The organism is Bordetella parapertussis (assembly GCF_020735925.1).
GTDB lineage: Bacteria > Pseudomonadota > Gammaproteobacteria > Burkholderiales > Burkholderiaceae_B > Bordetella > Bordetella pertussis.
In genome coordinates this window covers 3,496,146-3,514,792 of sequence record NZ_CP085971.1, presented here as the reverse complement: position 1 = coordinate 3,514,792, position 18,647 = coordinate 3,496,146, and the positions used below count along the sequence as shown (strand labels likewise).

General features: G+C 69.2%; 15 protein-coding genes and 1 pseudogene. 10 read left to right on the top strand and 6 right to left on the bottom strand.

Annotated features, from left to right (window positions below; genetic code table 11):
- The first annotated feature begins 1 nt into the window (after nucleotide 1).
- From LK409_RS16550 to LK409_RS16540, 3 genes are read left to right on the top strand one after another with little or no spacing between them, the layout of a single operon-like run.
- Nucleotides 2-1,654, top strand: a complete 1,653-nt coding sequence (locus LK409_RS16550; protein WP_059565530.1) for a dipeptide ABC transporter ATP-binding protein — start codon at nucleotides 2-4, stop codon at nucleotides 1,652-1,654.
- A gap of 39 nt (nucleotides 1,655-1,693) precedes the next feature.
- Nucleotides 1,694-3,091, top strand: coding sequence for an amidase family protein (locus LK409_RS16545; RefSeq protein WP_010927037.1), 1,398 nt, complete (start codon nucleotides 1,694-1,696; stop codon nucleotides 3,089-3,091).
- A 41-nt stretch (nucleotides 3,092-3,132) separates the two neighbouring features.
- A complete protein-coding gene (locus LK409_RS16540; RefSeq protein ID WP_003814445.1) occupies nucleotides 3,133-4,512 on the top strand; it encodes an aminotransferase family protein in 1,380 nt (459 codons plus the stop codon).
- A gap of 39 nt (nucleotides 4,513-4,551) precedes the next feature.
- Here the strand turns inward: LK409_RS16540 and LK409_RS16535 are convergent, their stop codons facing one another.
- Nucleotides 4,552-4,770, bottom strand: coding sequence for a DUF1059 domain-containing protein (locus LK409_RS16535; RefSeq protein WP_003814443.1), 219 nt, complete (start codon nucleotides 4,768-4,770; stop codon nucleotides 4,552-4,554).
- A 340-nt stretch (nucleotides 4,771-5,110) separates the two neighbouring features.
- On the opposite strand from LK409_RS16535, the gene LK409_RS16530 reads away from it, so the two are divergent.
- The 3 genes from LK409_RS16530 (at nucleotide 5,111) to LK409_RS16520 (ending at nucleotide 7,145) form a co-directional block, all read left to right on the top strand.
- On the top strand, nucleotides 5,111-5,983 hold the full coding sequence (locus tag LK409_RS16530) for an isocitrate lyase/PEP mutase family protein (RefSeq protein WP_003814441.1): 873 nt from the start codon (nucleotides 5,111-5,113) through the stop codon (nucleotides 5,981-5,983).
- Between the two features lie 113 nt (nucleotides 5,984-6,096).
- Nucleotides 6,097-6,744 (top strand): OmpA family protein, encoded by a 648-nt coding sequence (locus tag LK409_RS16525; RefSeq protein WP_010927036.1) that lies wholly within the window; start codon nucleotides 6,097-6,099, stop codon nucleotides 6,742-6,744.
- 23 nt (nucleotides 6,745-6,767) lie between these two features.
- A complete protein-coding gene (locus LK409_RS16520) occupies nucleotides 6,768-7,145 on the top strand; it encodes a 4a-hydroxytetrahydrobiopterin dehydratase (RefSeq protein WP_003814437.1) in 378 nt (125 codons plus the stop codon).
- Here LK409_RS16520 and LK409_RS16515 read toward each other — a convergent pair.
- From LK409_RS16515 to LK409_RS16505, 3 genes are all read right to left on the bottom strand, one after another.
- Nucleotides 7,130-7,831 (bottom strand): DUF6776 family protein, encoded by a 702-nt coding sequence (locus LK409_RS16515; protein WP_003814436.1) that lies wholly within the window; start codon nucleotides 7,829-7,831, stop codon nucleotides 7,130-7,132. The genes LK409_RS16520 and LK409_RS16515 overlap by 16 nt on opposite strands.
- A gap of 143 nt (nucleotides 7,832-7,974) precedes the next feature.
- The gene (murU, locus tag LK409_RS16510) at nucleotides 7,975-8,667 is read right to left on the bottom strand and encodes an N-acetylmuramate alpha-1-phosphate uridylyltransferase MurU (protein WP_010929188.1); all 693 of its coding nucleotides are present in this window, start codon (nucleotides 8,665-8,667) and stop codon (nucleotides 7,975-7,977) included.
- A complete protein-coding gene (locus LK409_RS16505) occupies nucleotides 8,667-9,770 on the bottom strand; it encodes an aminoglycoside phosphotransferase family protein (RefSeq protein WP_010929187.1) in 1,104 nt (367 codons plus the stop codon). The genes murU and LK409_RS16505 overlap by 1 nt, the downstream gene beginning before the upstream one ends.
- Nucleotides 9,771-9,879: 109 nt before the next feature.
- Here LK409_RS16505 and LK409_RS16500 point away from each other — a divergent pair, with 109 nt between their 5' ends.
- The 3 genes from LK409_RS16500 to rsmA are packed head-to-tail and all read left to right on the top strand — an operon-like array spanning nucleotide 9,880 to nucleotide 14,630.
- Nucleotides 9,880-12,252, top strand: coding sequence for an LPS-assembly protein LptD (locus LK409_RS16500; RefSeq protein ID WP_003814429.1), 2,373 nt, complete (start codon nucleotides 9,880-9,882; stop codon nucleotides 12,250-12,252).
- Nucleotides 12,249-13,808, top strand: a complete 1,560-nt coding sequence (locus LK409_RS16495; protein WP_010929186.1) for a peptidylprolyl isomerase — start codon at nucleotides 12,249-12,251, stop codon at nucleotides 13,806-13,808. Before LK409_RS16500 ends, LK409_RS16495 begins: the two co-directional genes overlap by 4 nt.
- 24 nt (nucleotides 13,809-13,832) lie before the next feature.
- On the top strand, nucleotides 13,833-14,630 hold the full coding sequence (rsmA, locus tag LK409_RS16490) for a 16S rRNA (adenine(1518)-N(6)/adenine(1519)-N(6))-dimethyltransferase RsmA (RefSeq protein ID WP_010929185.1): 798 nt from the start codon (nucleotides 13,833-13,835) through the stop codon (nucleotides 14,628-14,630).
- 31 nt (nucleotides 14,631-14,661) lie between these two features.
- Here rsmA and LK409_RS16485 read toward each other — a convergent pair.
- A pseudogene (locus LK409_RS16485) lies at nucleotides 14,662-15,807 on the bottom strand (glycerate kinase).
- A 104-nt stretch (nucleotides 15,808-15,911) separates the two neighbouring features.
- Between LK409_RS16485 and pyk the strand changes: the two are divergent.
- On the top strand, nucleotides 15,912-17,354 hold the full coding sequence (gene pyk, locus LK409_RS16480) for a pyruvate kinase (RefSeq protein WP_003814419.1): 1,443 nt from the start codon (nucleotides 15,912-15,914) through the stop codon (nucleotides 17,352-17,354).
- A 2-nt stretch (nucleotides 17,355-17,356) separates the two neighbouring features.
- Here pyk and LK409_RS16475 read toward each other — a convergent pair whose 3' ends face one another.
- Nucleotides 17,357-18,586: a nucleoside recognition domain-containing protein gene (locus tag LK409_RS16475; protein ID WP_010929184.1), complete on the bottom strand. Its 1,230-nt coding sequence runs from the start codon at nucleotides 18,584-18,586 to the stop codon at nucleotides 17,357-17,359.
- Nucleotides 18,587-18,647: the final 61 nt, after the last annotated feature.

The window sequence follows — 18,647 nt, the reverse complement described above, 5'->3', positions numbered from 1 at the left end:
GATGATATTTCGCAAGCGCGATCTCCAACATCGCCCGGTGGTGCTGCGCATCGCGGGCCTGTCCCTGGTGGACGGGCAGCCGGGCGCCGGCAGCGCCATCCTGCGGGATATCGACGTCGATATCCGGCAGGGCGAGACGGTCTGCCTGGTGGGCGAAAGCGGCTCGGGCAAGTCCATGACCTCGCTGGCGGTCATGGGCCTGCTGCCCAAGGGGCATCTGCGGGTGACAGGCGGACGCATCGAACTCGATGGCCAGAACCTGCTCGACCTCGGGCCGGCCGCCTTGCGGGACTTGCGCGCCAAGCGCATTTCCATGATTTTCCAGGAGCCCATGACGGCCCTGAACCCGGTCATGAAGGTGGGGCCGCAGATCGAAGAGGTGCTGGACAGCCACACGGCGCTGCCCAGGCGCGAGAAGAAGCAGCGCGTGCTCGACATCATGGAGCAGGTCCACCTGTCCGACGTGGCGCGTATCTACGAGTCCTATCCGCACCAGCTCTCCGGCGGGCAGCGCCAGCGCATCATGATCGCCATGGCGCTGGTGCTGGAGCCACGGCTGCTGATCGCCGACGAGCCGACCACCGCGCTGGACGTCACCACGCAGAACCAGGTGCTCAAGCTGATCAGCGAGCTGCAGCACAAGCACGATACGGCGGTGCTGTTCATCACCCATGACATGGGGGTGGTGGCCGAGATCGCCGACCGGGTCTATGTCATGCGCCTGGGCGAAATCGTCGAGAGCGCGCCGGTCGAGCAATTGTTGCGCGAACCGCGGCAGGACTACACCCGCAAGTTGCTCAAGTCGGTGCCCAGCCTGATTCCGCGGCCCGGCCGGGCCGCGCCGCAGGCGTGCGCCACGCTGCAGGTGCAGGGGCTTGCGAAACGCTATGCGATGGGCGGGTTCCCGGGCCGCCGGCGGGAAGTCCAGGCCGCGCACGATGTCGCGTTCAGCATCCAGCCCGGCCGTACGCTGGGCATCGTGGGCGAGAGCGGCTCGGGCAAGTCCACGGTGGCGCGCTGCGTGATGCGGCTGATCGAGCCGAGCGAAGGCGCCATCCGTGTCGGCGATGCCGATATCGCGCGGCTGGGCCCCAGGCAGCTCAAGCCGTTTCGCAAGCATCTGCAGATCGTCTTCCAGGATCCGTACCGTTCGCTCAACCCCCGCCGCACCATCGGCGCCAGCCTGATCGAAGGGCCGGTGAACTTCGGGCAGGACAGGCAGGCCGCGCTGGCGCAGGCGGCCGAATTGCTGGAGCTGGTGGGCCTGCCGGCCGACGCCCTGGCGCGCTATCCCCATCAGTTCTCGGGCGGGCAGCGGCAGCGCATCGCCATCGCGCGCGCCATCGCCATGCGGCCCGACGTCCTGGTGGCCGACGAGGCGGTGTCCGCGCTCGATGTCTCGGTACAGGCGCAGGTGCTCGAATTGCTCGACACGCTGCAGCGCAAGCTGGACATCGCGATTCTGTTCATCACGCACGATCTGCGGGTGGCCGCGCAGATCTGCGACGAGGTCATGGTGATGCGGCATGGCCGCGTGGTGGAGCACGACACGGCCGAGAATGTCCTGGCGCGGCCCGCGCACGCCTACACGCGCGCGTTGATCGAGGCCGCGCCGGGACGCGATTGGGACTTTGCCAACTTTCGCGAACGGTAGCCATCTGTCCGGCTTGCGAAGCATCGAGGGGGAAGGGGCGTGACATCAGAATTGTGGCGGCTGTCGGCCTGCGAGATTGTCGCGGGCGTGAAGTCGGGGGCGTTCTCGGCAAGCGAGGCGGTGCGCGCCGCGCTGGACCGCATGGAGGCCGTCAATGGGCGCATCAATGCCGTGGTCGACAGCGACCCCCAGGCGGCGCTGGCGGCGGCGGCCCGCGTCGACGCGCGCATCGCCGCCGGCGAGGACCCCGGCCCGCTGGCCGGCGTGCCGGTGACGGTCAAGGTCACGCACGACCAGGCGGGTTTCGCGACCACCATGGGCATCCGCAAGCTGAAGGACCACCGCGCCGCGGCCAACAGCCCCATCGTGGACAACTTCGAGCGGGCCGGGGCGATTCCCATCGGGCGCACCAACATGCCGGCGTTCGGCCTGCGCTGGTTCACCAATGGCCGCCTGCACGGCGACACCTACAACCCGTTCGACCGCAGCCTGACGCCAGGCGGCTCTTCCGGGGGCGCCAGCGCGGCGGTTGCCTCGGGCATCGGCGCCATCGCGCATGGCACGGACATCGCCGGCTCGATCCGGTATCCGGCCTACGCGTGCGGCGTGCACGGCCTGCGCCCGACCCTGGGGCGCATTCCCAACTACAACGCTTCGTTTCCCGAACGCGGCCTGGGCGGGCAGCTCATGTCGGTCTCCGGTCCGCTGGCCCGCACCGTGGCCGACATCGAATTGTCGTTCGCCGCGCTGGCCCACGCGGACCCGCGCGACCCGTGGTGGGTGCCCGCGCCGCTGGCCGGCCCGGCCCGGCCGCGCCGGGTGGCGCTGTGCCTGCGGCCCGACGGCCTGGAGATCGACGCCGGGGTGGCCGATGCGCTACTGGATGCGGCGGCGCGCTTGCGCGACGCCGGCTGGGAAGTGGCCGAGCTGGACGACATTCCGCCCATGCGCGATGCCGCCGTGGCCCAGGTGACCCTGTGGCTGGGCGACGAATATCCGGCCTTGCTGGCCGAGGCGCAGGCCGAGGGCGACCCGGGCGCCCTGGCCATGCTGCGGGGCCAGCCGCAGTCGGCCGGCGTCACCCTGCAAAGCTACTGTTCGGCGCTTAAGGCGCGGGCGTCCTATCTGCGCCAGTGGATGCTGTTCTTCGAGGACTATCCCTTGATGATGCTGCCGGTGTCGGCCCGCCTGCCCTTCGCCAACGACCTGGATACCCGGTCCGCGGCCGATTACGACAGCGTCTGGGAGGCGCAGATGCCGCAGCTTGGCCTGGCCTTCATGGGCCTGCCGTGCATGAGCGTGGCGACCGGCATGTGCGGCTCGGCGCCCGTGGGTATCCAGCTGGCGGCCGGCCGTTACCGCGAGGACTTGCTGTTCCTGGCGGCCGAGGACATCGCCGCGCGCGGCATGCCGCCCGTCCCGGTGGACCCCGTGTAACCCGTTTATTTCCCAGCCCCTACTTTCAGCGGAAGGTTTCCATGAACGACTTGGCAACGATCAATGATCTTCACAGCGTCGTCGAAGACGACCGCAATGCCATCTGGCATCACATGCTGCAGCACGACGCCCTGCAGGCCACGGCCCCCTGGGTGGTGGTTGAAGGAAAGGGCACGCGTATCCGCGATGCCAGCGGCAAGGAGTACCTGGACGCCACGGCCGGCGGACTCTGGACCGTCAATGTCGGCTACGGGCGGGAGCGGATCGCCAACGCCATGCGCGACCAGATGCTCAAGCTGAACTATTTCGCGCAAAGCGCGGGCAATGTGCCCGGCGCGCTGTTCGCCAGGCAGCTGGTCTCGAAGATGCCGGGCATGAGCCGGGTGTATTTTTCGAACTCGGGCTCCGAGGCCAACGAGAAGGTATTCAAGATGGTGCGCCAGATCTCCGCGCGCCACCATGCCGGCAGGAAATACAAGATCCTGTTTCGCGAGCGGGACTATCACGGATCGTCGATCGCCACGCTGGCGGCGGCGGGCCAGCCCGAGCGGGCGGCGCAGTACGGTCCGTTTCCCGACGGTTTCGTCCAGGTGCCGCACTGCCTGGAGTACCGCAAGCAATGGGATGTGGCGAACTACGGCGAGCGCGCCGCCGACGCCATCGAGGAGGTCATCCTGCGCGAAGGCCCGGAAACGGTCGGGCTGCTCTGCCTCGAACCCATCACCGCCGGCGGCGGCATCATCGTGCCCCCCGAGGGCTACTGGCGCCGCGTGCAGGAGATCTGCCGGCGCCACGATGTGCTGCTGCATATCGACGAGGTCGTGTGCGGCCTGGGGCGCACCGGCAAATGGTTCGGCTACCAGCATTTCGACATCGAGCCGGATTTCGTCACGCTGGCCAAGGGCACGGCCTCGGGCTATGCGGCCATTGCCTGCACGGTGACGCACGAGCGCATCTTCGAGCAGTTCAAGGACGAACCGGACGATCCCCTCAGTTTCTTCCGCGACGTCTCCACCTTCGGCGGCTGCGCGGGCAGCGCGGCGGCGGCGCTGGAGAACCTGCGCATCCTCGAGGAGGAGGGGCTGGTCGAGCATGCCGCGCAGGTGGGCGACTACTTGCAGGCGTGCCTGCGCCAACTGGCCGACAAGCATGCCGTCATCGGCGACGTGCGCGGCAAGGGTTTGCTGCAGGGCGTGGAACTGGTGAGCGACCGGGCGGCGAAAACGCCGGTTTCCGAGGCCGACGCCAAGCGCGTGGTGGCGCAGTGCAAGGCGCAGGGCGTGCTGATCGGCGTGATCACGCGCGCGCTGCCCGGTCTCAATACGACCTTGTGTCTGGCCCCGCCGCTGATCCTGACGCGCGACGAGGTGGACGAACTGTGCGGCGCGATCGACCGGGCGCTGGCCACGGTCTTCGGTTGACGGCGCCTGCGGCCGGGCCGCGTGCGGCCCGGCCCGTGGTCAGGCGCGGCTGCCGGCCTGCGCCGCGAGCGGCGGCGTGCCCTCATGGAACATGGTCTTGAGTTGCGCGCGCAACTCCGGGGTGTCGGCGTGCTTGTGCACGGTGGTGGCGTGCTGGACCGCGGCTTCCAGGAGTTCGGCGTCGCTGTCGGCCGACAGCGCGACCGAGCAGTTCATTTCGCTGGGAAACTCACGGCAGTCGATATATTTGCGTGACATGGTGTGCCCCTTGCGCGTCGCGGCGATGCTGCCGGCGGCGCATGAGGAATCGACGCGCGATCTTGCTGGCGCCGTTCCCGATGGCGCGTCGCACCGGGTGGGCGATCCAGGAAAAATTATAAGCTCGCGCGGCCTGCGCCGCCGTGGCGCCCGCACGCGCGGCTGGTAAGGGTTTGCATCTGCCATTCCTGTCCTGGACGCGGCGCCAAGAATCATTCGGGGCCGCCTGGTATATGCTGCTGGGGCCAGCCCGACCTGCGCGTGAAGCCGCGCGGCGTGGGGAGCGCATCATCAACGGCGGCCCGGCGCAGGCCGGCTTCCTGCAAGGAGAGCATGGGCAATGAGCAATTCGACCAAACGGGTGCTGCGCGAACGGGTCGCGCAGCGCAATGGCATGCTGGTGGCGGGCGCGTTCAACGCGATGAGCGCCAGGATCGTGGCGGACCAGGGGTTCGAGGCGGTCTACCTGACCGGCGCGGGCCTGACCAACATGCATTACGGCGCGCCGGACCTGGGCATCATCGGCTTGCGCGACGTGGCCGACGCGACCTCGCGCATCCGCGATGCGGTCGAGTTGCCCCTGATCGTCGACGCCGACACCGGCTTCGGCAACGCGGTCAATGTATGGCATACCGTGCGGGTGCTGGAGCGCGCCGGGGCCGATGCCATCCAGCTGGAAGACCAGGTGTTTCCCAAGCGCTGCGGCCACTTCGCCGGCAAGAGCGTGGCGCCGCTGTCCGAGATGGTGTCGAAGATCAAGGCGGCGGCCGACGCGCGGCGCGACGAGGATTTCCTCATCATCGCCCGCACCGACGCGCGCGCTGTCGAGGGTTTCGACGCCGCCATCGAGCGCGCCCGGCGTTTCGCCGAGGCGGGCGCGGACATCCTGTTCGTCGAGGCGATCGTCGACCAGGACGAGGTGGGCAAGCTGCCGCAACTGCTGAGCCAGCCGCTGCTGGTCAATATCGTGGTGGGCGGCAAGACGCCGCCCATGCCGGCCGCGCAACTCGGGCGCCTGGGCTACAGCGTGGTGCTGTACGCCAATGCGACATTGCAGGGGGCGGTGCTGGGCATGCAGCGCGCGCTGGGCGCGCTCAGGCGCGACGGCAAGCTGGACGAGGACCCGGCGTTGCTCGCGCCTTTCCTGGAGCGGCAACGGCTGGTGGGCAAGCCGTTGTATGACGAGCTGGAGGAACGCTACAAGGATGCGTGATTCCGGGTGGGCCGGCAGGAATATACAAAATGTTTCGAGTGCGCCGTCTGCCGCTTGCTAGCATGGTCGAGCCGGTGCCTGCCGGTCCTGTCCCTACCGTCGAGGAGGTCGTCATGCAAGCAAGAACAACCATCATGCGCGTCGCCGTCGTCAGTGCCGCTGCCCTGCTCATTTCGGGCTGCGCGACACCGCAGCAGACCAATACCGCGATCGGCACGGGCGCGGGCGCGGCGGTGGGCGCGGGTATCGGCGCCCTGATCGGCCACGGCAAGGGCGCCGCGATCGGCGCCGGCATCGGCGCGGTGGCCGGCGGCCTGATCGGCTACAACTGGTCGGGCGTCAAGCAGGACGTGCAGCAGTCCGGCGCGTCGTCGCTGGGCATCGATGTGGTCGAGATGCCGGATGGCAGCCTGAAGGTCAACATTCCCAGCAACGTATCGTTCGACACCGACAAGTCGCAGCTCAAGCCGGCCTTGCTGCCGGTGCTCGACAGCGTGGCGCGCGCCCTGAACCAGCATCCGGAACTGCGCACCAAGGTGGTGGGCCATACCGACAGTACCGGCTCGGCGGCGCACAACCAGCAACTGTCGGTCAATCGCGCGCGCGCCGTGACGTCCTACCTGGGCAAGCAGGGCGTGGCGCAGGGGCGCATGACGGTCGAGGGCCGCGGCGCCAACGACCCGGTCGGCGACAATGCGACGGCCGAGGGCCGGGCCGCCAACCGCCGCGTCGAAGTCTATCTGTACGCGGTCAAGCAATAGACAGGGCGGCGCGTCCGCCGCCCATGCCGGCTGGCGGACGCGGCCGCGGGGAGTTTGCGATGAGTACGGAATTTCCGATGCGTATCGGCGCCGAGGTGGCGCTGCCGGCCTTGCAGGGCTGGAACGCGGCGGCCGGGCGCGACGCCATCGAGAAGCGCTATCGGTTCGACAATTTCAATGCCGCGTTCGGCTTCATGGCGCGCGTGGCGATGTTCGCCGAGAAAATGGACCACCACCCGGAATGGCGCAATGTCTACAACCGGGTCGACGTGACGCTGACCACCCATGACGCCGGCGGGGTGACCGAGCTGGATGTGCGCATGGCGCAGTTCATGGACGAGGCGGCCGGGCGCCTGGGCGCCACCGGCTTGCCGGCGCGCGCGGATCAGCCGCGCACGTAGTAGATGCGCATGGCGTGCTGCTTCTGCTGGCCGTCCAGCACGCGGATGGTGACCGAGCGCGGCGTGAAGCCGTCGGGCAGCGGCAGGACGCCCTGGGTATTGTTGTAGCGCTGCAGGTCCAGCGCCAGCGGATCGGGCGTGAGCGTGCCGCGGCGGCCGTTGGCGTAGTTGCCTTCGATGGCCAGCGTTACATTGCCCTTGAAGGCCGGACCCGCATGGTTCTCGCGCATGATCAGCACCTGGTAGCTCAGCTGGCCCGGCTGGCGCTTGAACACGGCGGAGCGCACGCCGATGTCGCCGCCGCGCGGGTCGGGCGGCATGGCGTCCTGGAACAGCAGCAGCTCCTGGTTCAGCGTATCGATGCGCGTACGCGCTTGCGCCAGGTCGGTCGTGAGCTGTTCGTGGGTGGATTTGTTGGCGTCGCGCTGGCCGATGGCTTCGTCCAGCTGGGTCTGCAGGCGCTGGCGCTCGAGGTTGGCGGCGCTCAGTTCGGTGTGCAGTTGTTCGGATTGCTCGACGGTCAGCCGTTGCGGGCCGTAGTTGGTCTGCAGGAACAGCACGCCGCCCGCGCCGAGCGCAATGCCCACCAGCAGCAACACCAGCCAGCGCGGCATGCGCCGGGTGCGTTTACCGGGCTGATACACCGAGGGCTTGAATACTTGCCGTTGTGATCGTCCGAACGCCATGCGAGAGAATTTCCTGTAGCAGAATCAGCGAAGACAGCATGCGTGTCTTCGGGCCAAAGTGGTAGAGGATACCGCGTTGCAGCCTCCTTGGCGACCGGCGGATACCTCTGGTTTCGTCCGTAGATGACGTGAAATACGTGACGTTACGTGCCTTCCGGGCGCAACTGGCCGTCCAGCGCGGCCAGCCGCTGGGGGGTACCCACGTCGGTCCAGCGGCCGGCGTGCCGCGCGCCGATGACCGCCCGCCGCGCCATGGCCTGGCGCAGCAGCGGGGCCAGCGGGGCGGCGCTGCTGCGCGCCACAGGATCGAACAGGGCGGGCCGGTAAAGGCCGATTCCCGCGAAAGTCAGCTTCGGCGCGCCGTCGTCGGCGACCCGCCCGTCGTCTTCCAGCCGGAAGTCGCCCTGCGGATGCTGGGGCGGGTTGTCCACCAGCAGCAGCCAGGCTTGCGCGCCGGCGGCGTCCAGGGCCGCGGCCTGGCGCCGGGCCTGGGCGGGATCCCAGTCGCACCAGATATCGCCATTGATGACCAGGAAGGGGGCGTCGCCCAGCAGGGGCAGGGCCTGGGCGATGCCGCCCGCGGTTTCCAGCGCCGCCGCTTCGGCCGAGTAGCGCAGGCGCGCGCCGTAGGCGCCGCCGTCGCCCAGGTGGTCGACGATGCGCTGGCCCAGCCAGGCGTGGTTGATGACGATGTCGCGCAGGCCGGCGGCCACCAGGCGTTCGATATGCCAGACGATCAGCGGCTTGCCGCCCACGGCCAGCAGGGGCTTGGGCGTGGTGTCGGTCAGCGGGCGCATGCGTTCGCCGCGGCCGGCGGCCAGGATCATGGCGCGCATCAGAAGGTGTACCCGACCTGGACCTGGCGGTCGTCCAGCTTGTCCAGCAGGCGCAGCAGCGGCGCGAACGCGCCATAGCGCTGCGCCACCTGGCGCACGTAGCCGCTGACGCGCGGCATGTGCGACAGGTAGATGGATTTGCCGTCGCGGTGGTTCAGGCGGGCGAACACGCCCAGGATGCGCAGGTTGCGCTGCAGGCCCGTCCATTCGTAGGCGCGGTGGAACTGCGCGAAATCGGCGTCCACCGGCAGGCCGGCGGCGCGTGCCAGCTCCCAGTAGCGGATCGCCCAATCCAGCTGCTGCGGCTCTTCCCAGGTGGTGCGGGCGTCGGTGACCAGCGAAGCCAGGTCGTACGTGAGCGGGCCGGCCAGCGCGTCCTGGAAGTCGATGACGCCGGGATTCGGGCCGTAGCGCGGCTCGTCGCAGACCATCAGGTTGGGCGAGTGGAAGTCGCGGTGCACCAGCACCCGGTGGCCCGTGTCGCCCTCGGCCGCCAGCAGGCCGAATATCTGCCGCAGCGCGGCGGCCGTCTTGTCGTCCAGCGTCACGCCGTGGTGGCGGCCGACATACCATTCGGGGAAGAGTTCGAGCTCGGCCGCCAGCCGGGCGCCGTCGTAGGCCGGCAGCCCGGCCGTGCTGGCCTGCTGCAGGCGCACCAGCGTGGCCAGGGTGTCCCGGTACATCGACTGGAGCTGGGCGTCGCTGATGCCGGCGCGGATACGCTGGTAGAAGGTGTCCTGCCCCAGGTCGGACAGCAGCAGCAGGCCTTGCCCGGCGTCCTGGGCCACGATTTCGGGCACGTTGACGCCGGCCTCGCGCAGCAGGCCGTCGATGTGCACGAAGGGGCGCACGTCCTCGTGGGGCGGCGGGGCATCCATGACGATCAGGGTGCCGGCCGCCGCCTGCAGGCGGAAATAGCGGCGGAAGCTGGCGTCGCTGGAGGCGGGCTCCATGGTCTCGGGGCGCAGGCCGAGCGAGCCCGGCAGGGTTTGCAGCCACGCGTGGATCAGGGCCAGGCGGGAGTCTTGGTCGTTGTTCAAGCAGCGCGTCTCGATGGTTTCGGGATCCCGGCGGCCCCGGATGGGTAGGCCGGTGCCGGGCAAAACAGGAATTCCCCTATCGCCCGGCTTCTCTATAATACCGGGTCATTCCAGCCGTCGGTCGGGGCCAGTCCCGCCCGGGCGGCCTCATTCATAAGGCGTTGTTTCCCTCGTGCGCATGCTCCGGTGGTTGATCCTTTCAGCTTTCAGCGTAGCCGGGGCCGTTCAGGCTCAGGGCAATCAGGATTCGGCCGCGGCCAGCGCCTCCTCGGCCTCGATCGGCGCGCCGGTCCTGCGCACCTCGCCCGGGCTGCGCGTGCATCGGCTGCCGGACGAAAAGATCCCGGCCTTCATGGAGGCCGACCAGATCAGCGGCGACCCGGATAGCGAGGTCACCCTGACGGGCAATGCCCAGGTGCGCCGGGTGGACGGCATCATCAAGGGCGACCGCATCAATTACCGGCGCGATACCGGCGATGTGGACGTGCAGGGCAGCGCGCGCATGCTGCGCGACGGCACGCTGATCACCGGCCCGTCGGCGCGCCTGAACGTCGATACCTACAGCGGCGAGATCCAGGAGCCCAATTTCTGGATCGGCGCCAGCGGCGGCACGGCGCAGGCCCGGCACGCGGACATCTTCAGCAAGTCGCAGATGCGGCTGAGCCAGGTCACCTACAGCGGCTGCCCGTGCCCCAAGCCGTCGTGGTACATCAAGGCCGATACGGTAGACCTGGATTTCGACGAGAACGAAGGGGTGGCGCGCAACGGGGTGCTGTATTTCAAGGATGTGCCCATCCTGGCCTCGCCCTACCTGACCTTCCCGGTCAAGAAAGAGCGCAAGTCGGGCTTCCTGATGCCCACCTACGGCACCACCAGCAACAGCGGGTTCGACATCTCGCTGCCGTACTATTTCAACCTGGCGCCCAACTATGACCTGACGCTGGTGCCGCGCTACCTGAGCAAGCGCGGCGCGCAGCTGGGCGGCGAGTTCCGCTACCTGGGCTCGGGCTACCGGGGCGTGGCGATCGGCACCTACCTGCCCGACGACAACGAGACCGGCCGCGATCGCTGGATGTACCGCACGTATCACCGGCAGCTCCTGGGCAATGGCTTCTATACCGATTGGGATATCGCCGGGGCGTCGGACGACAACTACTTCCGCGACATCTCCGAGCTGGGGCTCAATACGGCGTCGACCACTTATCTGCCGCGACGTGGCCGGGTGGGCTGGTCCAGCACCTACTGGCAGACCTACGCGCAAGTCTACAAGTACCAGACCCTGCAAGACCCGGACGCGCCGCTGGCGCCGCCCTACGACAAGGTGCCGGAGCTGTGGCTCAAGGGGGCGCGCTACGATTGGGGCGGTTTCGACGCGGAATGGGTGAGCACGGCGGTGCGGTTCCAGCGCCCCTTGCTCAACGGCCGCCGCCTGGGCCCCGATGGCGACCGCTTGCAGACCTATCCCACGGTTTCGTATCCCATCGTGCGACCGGGCTGGTTCCTGGTGCCCAAGGTGGGCGTGCACTATACCCAGTACCGCACCGACTGGTACAACCGCGACTGGAACCGGATCGGCCTGTCGAACTACAAGCGCACCGAATCGCGCACCGTGCCCATCATGTCGCTGGACGCGGGCATGATCTTCGAGCGCGACGCCTCGCTGTTCGGCAAGGCCGCCACGCAGACGCTGGAGCCGCGCCTGTACTATCTGCGCGTGCCGTATCGCGACCAGTCCGCGCTGCCGGTCTACGACACGACGCTGGCCGATTTCAGTTTCGACCAGGCGTTCCAGGAGAACATCTACACCGGCGGCTGGGACCGCATCGCCAACGCCAACCAGCTCACGGCGGCGCTGACCACGCGCTGGCTGGACGCCAACACCGGTTTCGAGCGCCTGTCGCTGTCGGCGGCGCAGCGCATCTATTTCCAGGACCAGGAAGTCACCCTGCCGGCGGAGCAGCCGCGCAAGAATGTGCGTTCGGACTTCCTGGTGGGCGCCACCGCGGCGCTTACCGATACGCTGACCACCGACGTGGCGGCGCAGTACAACCCGTACGACAACAAATGGTCGCGCGGCATGGTCAGCGCGCGCTGGTCGCCGCAGCGCCTGACCACGGTGGCGGTGGCCTACCGCTACCAGCGCGATCCGCTGCCCGGCATTTCGTATCAGCCGCAGGGCCAGAACCAGGTCAGCCTGGCGGTGCAATGGCCGATACATCGCCGCTGGTATGGCGTGGGCCGGGTCGATTACTCGCTGCGCTCCGAGCCCGCCACGGCGGCGGCGGCCGAGCAGTCGCCGCGCGTGACGCAGGCCATTGCCGGGCTGGAGTACAAGGGCGACTGTTGCTGGGTGGGCCGTGTGGTCTACCAGCGCTACGCGGTGTCGGCTGCCGACACCAACACGGCGCTGTTCTTCCAGCTTGAGCTGACTGGGCTGGGTGCCTTGGGTACCGATCCGATCAGCCTGCTCAATAGGAGCATCCCGGGCTACCAATCGGTGGTTCCACCGACGCCTACGGGCACGACTTTTGAAAGGTATGAATGATGCGTAGCTTGCATTCCCTGCGCCGCATGTCCGGCACGGTACTGGCGTTGATGCTGGCGGCGGGCCTGCCCCTGTCGGCCGCGCAGGCCCAGCCGGCCAAGCCGGCGCCGAAAGGCGACCAGAAGCCGGCCACGCCGGCGCCGAGCGAGCAGTTCGTCGACGGTATCGCCGCGATCGTCAACAAGGATGTCATTACCCTGCGCGAAGTGCGCGAGGCGTCCAAGCTGGCCTCTGCGGACCTGCAAAAACGCGGCATCCAGGTGCCCGACGAGCGCACCCTGCAGAAGCAGGTGCTGCAGCGCCTGATCATGGAGCGCCTGGAGCGCCAGGAAGTCGACCGCATGGGCATCCGCGTCGACGAGGCGCAGGTCGACCAGGCGATCAACATGATTGCCTCGCGCAACAAGATCACGCCGGCGGCCATGCGCGCCGAAATCGAGAAAAGCGGCGTGACCTGGGAGCAGTACCGCAAGTCCCTGCGCGACGATATCCGCATGGACCGCCTGCGCCAGCGCGCCGTGGACGCCAATATCATTATTTCCGATGCTGAAGTGGATGCCTTCCTGAAAGACCAGGAACGCAATCCCGCCGCCGCCCAGGCCACGCGTGCGCCGGCGCCGCAGCAGCCCCAGCCCCAGCCGCGGCAACCGGCGCAGTCCGGGCCGGCGATGCTGGTGCTGGCGCAGATCCTCGTGCGGGTGCCGGAAGGCTCGTCACCCGACCAGGTCGCGGCCTTGCGCAAGAAGGCCGAGGGCTTGCTCGCCCGCGCCAAGAAGGGCGATGACTTCGCCAGCCTGGCCGCCGCCAATTCCGACGGCCCCGAAGCGCTGCAGGGCGGCATGATGGGCGCGCGCCCGCTGGACGGCTGGCCGGATCTGTTCGTCAAGGCGGCCGGCTCGCTGTCCGCTGGCCAGGTGTCGGGGCTGGTGCAAAGCGGCAACGGTTTCCATATCCTGAAGGTGGTCGACCGCGCCGGTGGCGGCCAGCCCGCGCAGGCCGCCCGGCCGGCGCCCGCGCCGGCGCCGCAGCAGCCGTCCTCGTTCCAGGAAGGGCCGTCGGTGGCCGCGCCGCAAGGGCCGGTGCGCGTGACGCAGACGCACGCGCGCCACATCCTGATCAAGACCTCCACCGTCATGACCGACGACCAGGCGCGCCAGCGCCTGGAGCAGATCCGCGAGCGCCTGCAGGGCGGCGCGGTGAAATTCGAGGACATGGCCCGTCAGTATTCCCAGGATTCGACCGCGCCGCAGGGCGGCGACCTGGGCTGGGTGAACCCGGGCGACACGGTGCCGCCGTTCGAGGCCGCCATGAATGCGCTGCAGCCCAACGAAATCAGCCCGCCCGTGCTGTCGCCGTTCGGCTGGCACCTGATCCAGGTGCTGGAGCGCCGCGAGCACGACGTGTCCGACGAAGTGCAGCGCATGCGCGCCCGCCAGCTGCTGTTCGAGCGCCGCGCCGTGCCGGCCTTCGAGGACTGGCTCGAGCAATTGCGTTCGCAGGCGTTCATCGACAACCGCCTCGAGAAGCAAGAGCGGCTGGAACAGAACAACCGTTAGCATCCGACAGGACCGGTCCATTTCATGTCAGCACACCAGGCGCGCAAGCGCTTCGGCCAGCATTTCCTGACCGACGAGAGCGTGGTCGAGTCGATCGTGCGGGCCATCGGGCCCGCGCGCGACGACCGCGTGGTCGAGATCGGTCCGGGCCTGTCGGCGTTGACCCGCCCTTTGCTCGATCGCATCGATCACCTGACCGCGGTCGAGATCGACCGCGATCTGGCCGCGCGCCTGCGCCGGCAGTACCCCGCCGAACGGCTGACCGTGGTCGAGGCCGACGCCTTGACGGTCGATTTCGCGCAGTTCGGCCAGGGGCTGAGGGTGGTGGGCAATCTGCCGTACAACATTTCCAGCCCGCTGCTGTTTCACCTGATGGGCGCCGCCGAACAGGTGCGCGACCAGCATTTCATGCTGCAGCGCGAGGTCATCGACCGCATGGTGGCCGAGCCCGGCAGCGGCGACTACAGCCGCCTGTCGGTCATGCTGCAGGCCCGCTATCGCATGGAGATGCTGTTCGACGTTGCGCCCGAGGCGTTCGATCCGCCGCCGCGCGTGGTATCGGCGGTGGTGCGCATGGCGCCGCTGCCGGCCGACCGGTTGCGTCCGGCCAGCGACGCGGCGTTCGAGACGGTGGTGGCGCGGGCTTTTTCGCAGCGGCGCAAGATGCTGCGCCGCGTGCTGGGCGACTGGGCGGCCCTGACCCCCTGGGACGAGCTGGGCATTGCACCGACCGCGCGCGCCGAGGAAGTGGGCGTGGCGCAATTCATCGGCCTGGCCGACGCCTTGCTGGCGGCCGGCGCGCCGGGGCTGGCCCGTCCCTGAACGGCGCGCGCCGCGCCGGGGCGGCTCGGCCCTAGAGCATGCGGCGTCCTGCCGCGACCCATAGTTGCATGATGTCGCGGGCCCGCTCGGCCAGCAGTGTTTCGGCCTGCTCGCAGGCCTGCTGCAGCGTGATGGGGCCGGGCGCCAGGCTGAATGCCGCCGTGATGCCGCCCGCATGCAGGTCCTGGTATCCCTCGCCCAGCGAGCCGGCCAGCGCCACCACCGGCACGCCGGCGGCGCTGGCGATGCGGGCCACGCCGGCCGGGGTCTTGCCGCGCAGCGTCTGCGCATCGATGCGGCCTTCGCCGGTGAACACCAGGGTGGCGCCGGCCACCGCCTGTGCCAGCTGGCCCAGTTCGGCGACGATCTCCACCCCCGGGCGCAAGCGCGCCGACAGGAAGGCGAGCGCGGCATAGCCCAGGCCGCCGGCGGCGCCGGCGCCCGGCGCCGCGCGCTGGTCGGGATGCCCCGCCCGCGTCACGATTTCGGCCATGTGCGCCAGGGCGGCGTCCAGCTGCCGTACCTGTTCCGGGGTAGCGCCCTTCTGCGGACCGAAGGTATGCGAGGCGCCGTGCGGGCCGCACAGCGGATTGTCGACGTCGGAGGCGATCTCGACCACGACGCCGCGCAGGCGCGCGTCCAGGCCGCTGGCGTCCACCTGCCGCACATCGGCCAGCGCCGCGCCGCCGGGCGCCAGTGCCCGGCCGTCCGCATCCAGTCACCGTACACCCAGCGCTGTCAGCATGCCCGCGCCGCCGTCGTTGGTGGCCGACCCGCCCAAGCCCACGATGAGGCGCCGCGCGCCGGCATCCAAAGCGGCGCGGATCAGTTCGCCCACGCCATGGCTGCAGGCGCGCAAGGGATCGCGCTGCGCCGGCGGGGCAAGTTCCAGGCCGGCCGCGGCGGCCATTTCGATGACCGCGGTGGCGTCATCGGGCAGCCAGCCCCAGCGGGCCCGCACCGGTTCGCCCAGCGCGCCGCGCACGGTTGTTTCGCGCCATTGGCCGCCGGTGGCGGCCAGCACGGCCTGGACCGTGCCTTCGCCGCCGTCGGCCATCGGGATGCACAGGGTATGGGCGCCGGGACAGGCCTGCCGGACGCCGCGCGCGATGGCGGCGGCGGCGTCGGGGGCCGACAGGCTTTCCTTGAATGAATCGGGCGCGATGACGATCTTCACGATGGTGCGGCTCCTGGCGCGGCAAGGCGAGCGCCTATGATACCCGCGCGACCCGGGGCGTCGTACCATACAGGCTTGTCGTGTTTTCGTCGGAGAGAGCCTACATGCCCGTACTGCGCCGCACCAAAATCGTTGCCACCCTGGGGCCCGCCACGTCCACGCCCGAGCGGCTCGACGGGCTGATACGCGCCGGCATGGACGTGGCCCGCCTGAATTTCTCGCACGGCAGCGCGCAGGACCATCGCGAGCGCGTGCGGCTGGTGCGCGAGCTGGCGGCCGAGCAAGGGCGCTTCGTGGCCCTCATGGGCGACTTGCAGGGCCCGAAGATCCGGATCGCCCGCTTCACCGACCAGCAGGTCACCCTGCAGGCCGGCCAGCCTTTCACGCTGTCGCGTTCACATTCCAAGGAGGCCGGCGACGCAACCATCGTGGGTATCGATTATCCCGAGCTGGTGCAGGACTGCCGCCCTGGCGACGAGCTGCTGCTCGACGATGGCCGCGTGGTGCTGGTGGTCGACAGCGTGGGGGCCGAGGAGGTCCACACCACCGTGACGGTGGGCGGGCCGCTGTCGAACAACAAGGGCATCAACCGGCGCGGCGGCGGCCTTTCGGCGCCCAGCCTCACCGACAAGGACCGCACCGACATCAAGCTGGCCGCCGAGATGGAGCTGGACTACGTGGCCGTATCGTTTCCGCGCTATGGGGCCGACATCGATGAAGCCCGCGCGCTGCTGCGCGCGGCCGGCAGCCAGGCCTGGATCATCGCCAAGATCGAGCGCGCCGAGGCGGTGGCCGACGACGACGCGCTGGATGCGCTGATCCGCGCCAGCGACGGCGTGATGGTGGCGCGCGGCGACCTGGGCGTGGAAGTGGGCGACGCCGAACTGGTCGGCATCCAGAAGCGCATCATCCAGCACGCGCGTACGCTGAACAAGGTGGTCATCACGGCCACCCAGATGATGGAGTCCATGGTGGCCAGCCCCATGCCCACGCGCGCCGAGGTGTCGGACGTGGCCAACGCGGTGCTCGACTACACGGACGCCGTCATGCTGTCGGCCGAAAGCGCCTCGGGCCAGTATCCGATCGAGGCGGTGGCGGCGATGGCACGGGTCTGTCTGGGGGCGGAGAAGCACCCTACCACCACGCATTCGCACCATCGCCTGGGCGAGACGTTCACGCGCTGCGACGAGACCATCGCGCTGGCGGCCATGTACGCGGCCAACCATTTCCCGGGCGTGAAGGCCATCATCGCGCTGACCGAAAGCGGGCACACGCCGCTGATCATGTCGCGCATCCGTTCGGGCGTGCCGATCTACTGCTACAGCCCGCATGGTCCCACGCAGCGGCGCGCGGCGCTGTTTCGCGGCGTCTACACGGTGCCCTTCGCGCCGGCCGAATACGACCCGGCCGACTTGAGCAACGCGGCCATCGACGAGCTGAAGAAGCGTGGCCGTGTCGCGGCGGGCGACTGGGTCATCCTGACCAAGGGCGATTTCTACCGCGACAGCGGCGGCACCAACGGCCTGAAGATCCTGAAGGTGGAATAGCCCTAGCCGAAGAACCAGTAGCACACGCCGATTGAGGCCAGCACGCCGGCCAGGTCGGCGGCCAGCGCGCAACCCACGGCGTGGCGCGCCCGCACGATGCCGACCGAGCCGAAGTACACGGCCAGCACGTAGAAAGTGGTTTCGGTGCTGCCCTGCATGACCGCCGCCAGCAGCGCCGGAAAGCTGTCCACGCCGAAGTGGCTCATGGTTTCGAGCATCATGGCGCGCGCCGCGCTGCCCGAGAAGGGCTTGACCAGGGCGGTGGGCAGCGCGTCGACGAAGCGCGTGTCCCAGCCGGCGGCATGCGCCAGCCAGCGCATGCCGTCGAGCGCGAAATCCAGCGCGCCCGAGGCGCGCAGCACGCCGATCGCGCACAGCATGGCCACCAGGTAGGGCAGCAGGTCACGGGCGATGTTGAAGCCGTCCTTGGCGCCGGCGATGAAGGTCTCGTAGACCGGCACCTTCTTCCAGGCGCCCGCCACCAGGAACGCCAGCAGCACCGCGAACAGCGTCAGGTTGCCCAGCAGCGAGGACAGCGCGGCGATCGCGGCGGCCGACATGCCGGCCAGCATCACCATGAACGCGCCCAAGGCCAGCGCGGCGCTGCCCAGCCATGCCAGCACCACCGGGTCGTGCAGGCGCAGGCGCTGGCAGAACGCGACGGCCAGCAGGCCGGCCAGCGTCGAGGCGCTGGTGGCCAGCAGGATGGGTAGGAAGATCAGCGTCGGATCGGCCGCGCCCTGCTGGGCGCGGAACATGAACAGCGTGACCGGCAGCAGGGTGAGCGACGATGCGTTGAGCACGAGGAACAGGATCTGCGCATTGCTGGCCGTATCGGGATTGGGATTGAGCGACTGCAGCTCGCGCATGGCGCGCAGGCCGATCGGCGTGGCGGCGTTGTCCAGCCCCAGGCCATTGGCGGCGAAGTTCAGCGTGATGAGGCCGATGGCGGGATGCCCGCGCGGGACCTCGGGCATCAGGCGCGCGAACAGGGGCCCCAGCAGGCTGGCCAGCCGCTCGACCAGCCCGGCGGCTTCGGCGATGCGCAGAAAGCCCAGCCACAGGGTGAGCGTGCCGAACAGCAGCACCATCACTTCCACCGACACGCGCGCCATGTCGAACAGCGAGACCACCATGGCCTGGAAGACGTCGGGTTCGCCCAGGCCCAGCCAGCGGTACAGGGCCGCGGCGGCGGCGGTCAGGAAGAAGGCGAGCCAGAGCTTGTTCAGCATGAGCGGGTGCGCGGTGAGGCGGACGGGACAGGGCGCCGCGGCGCGGCGCCGCTCATTGTCG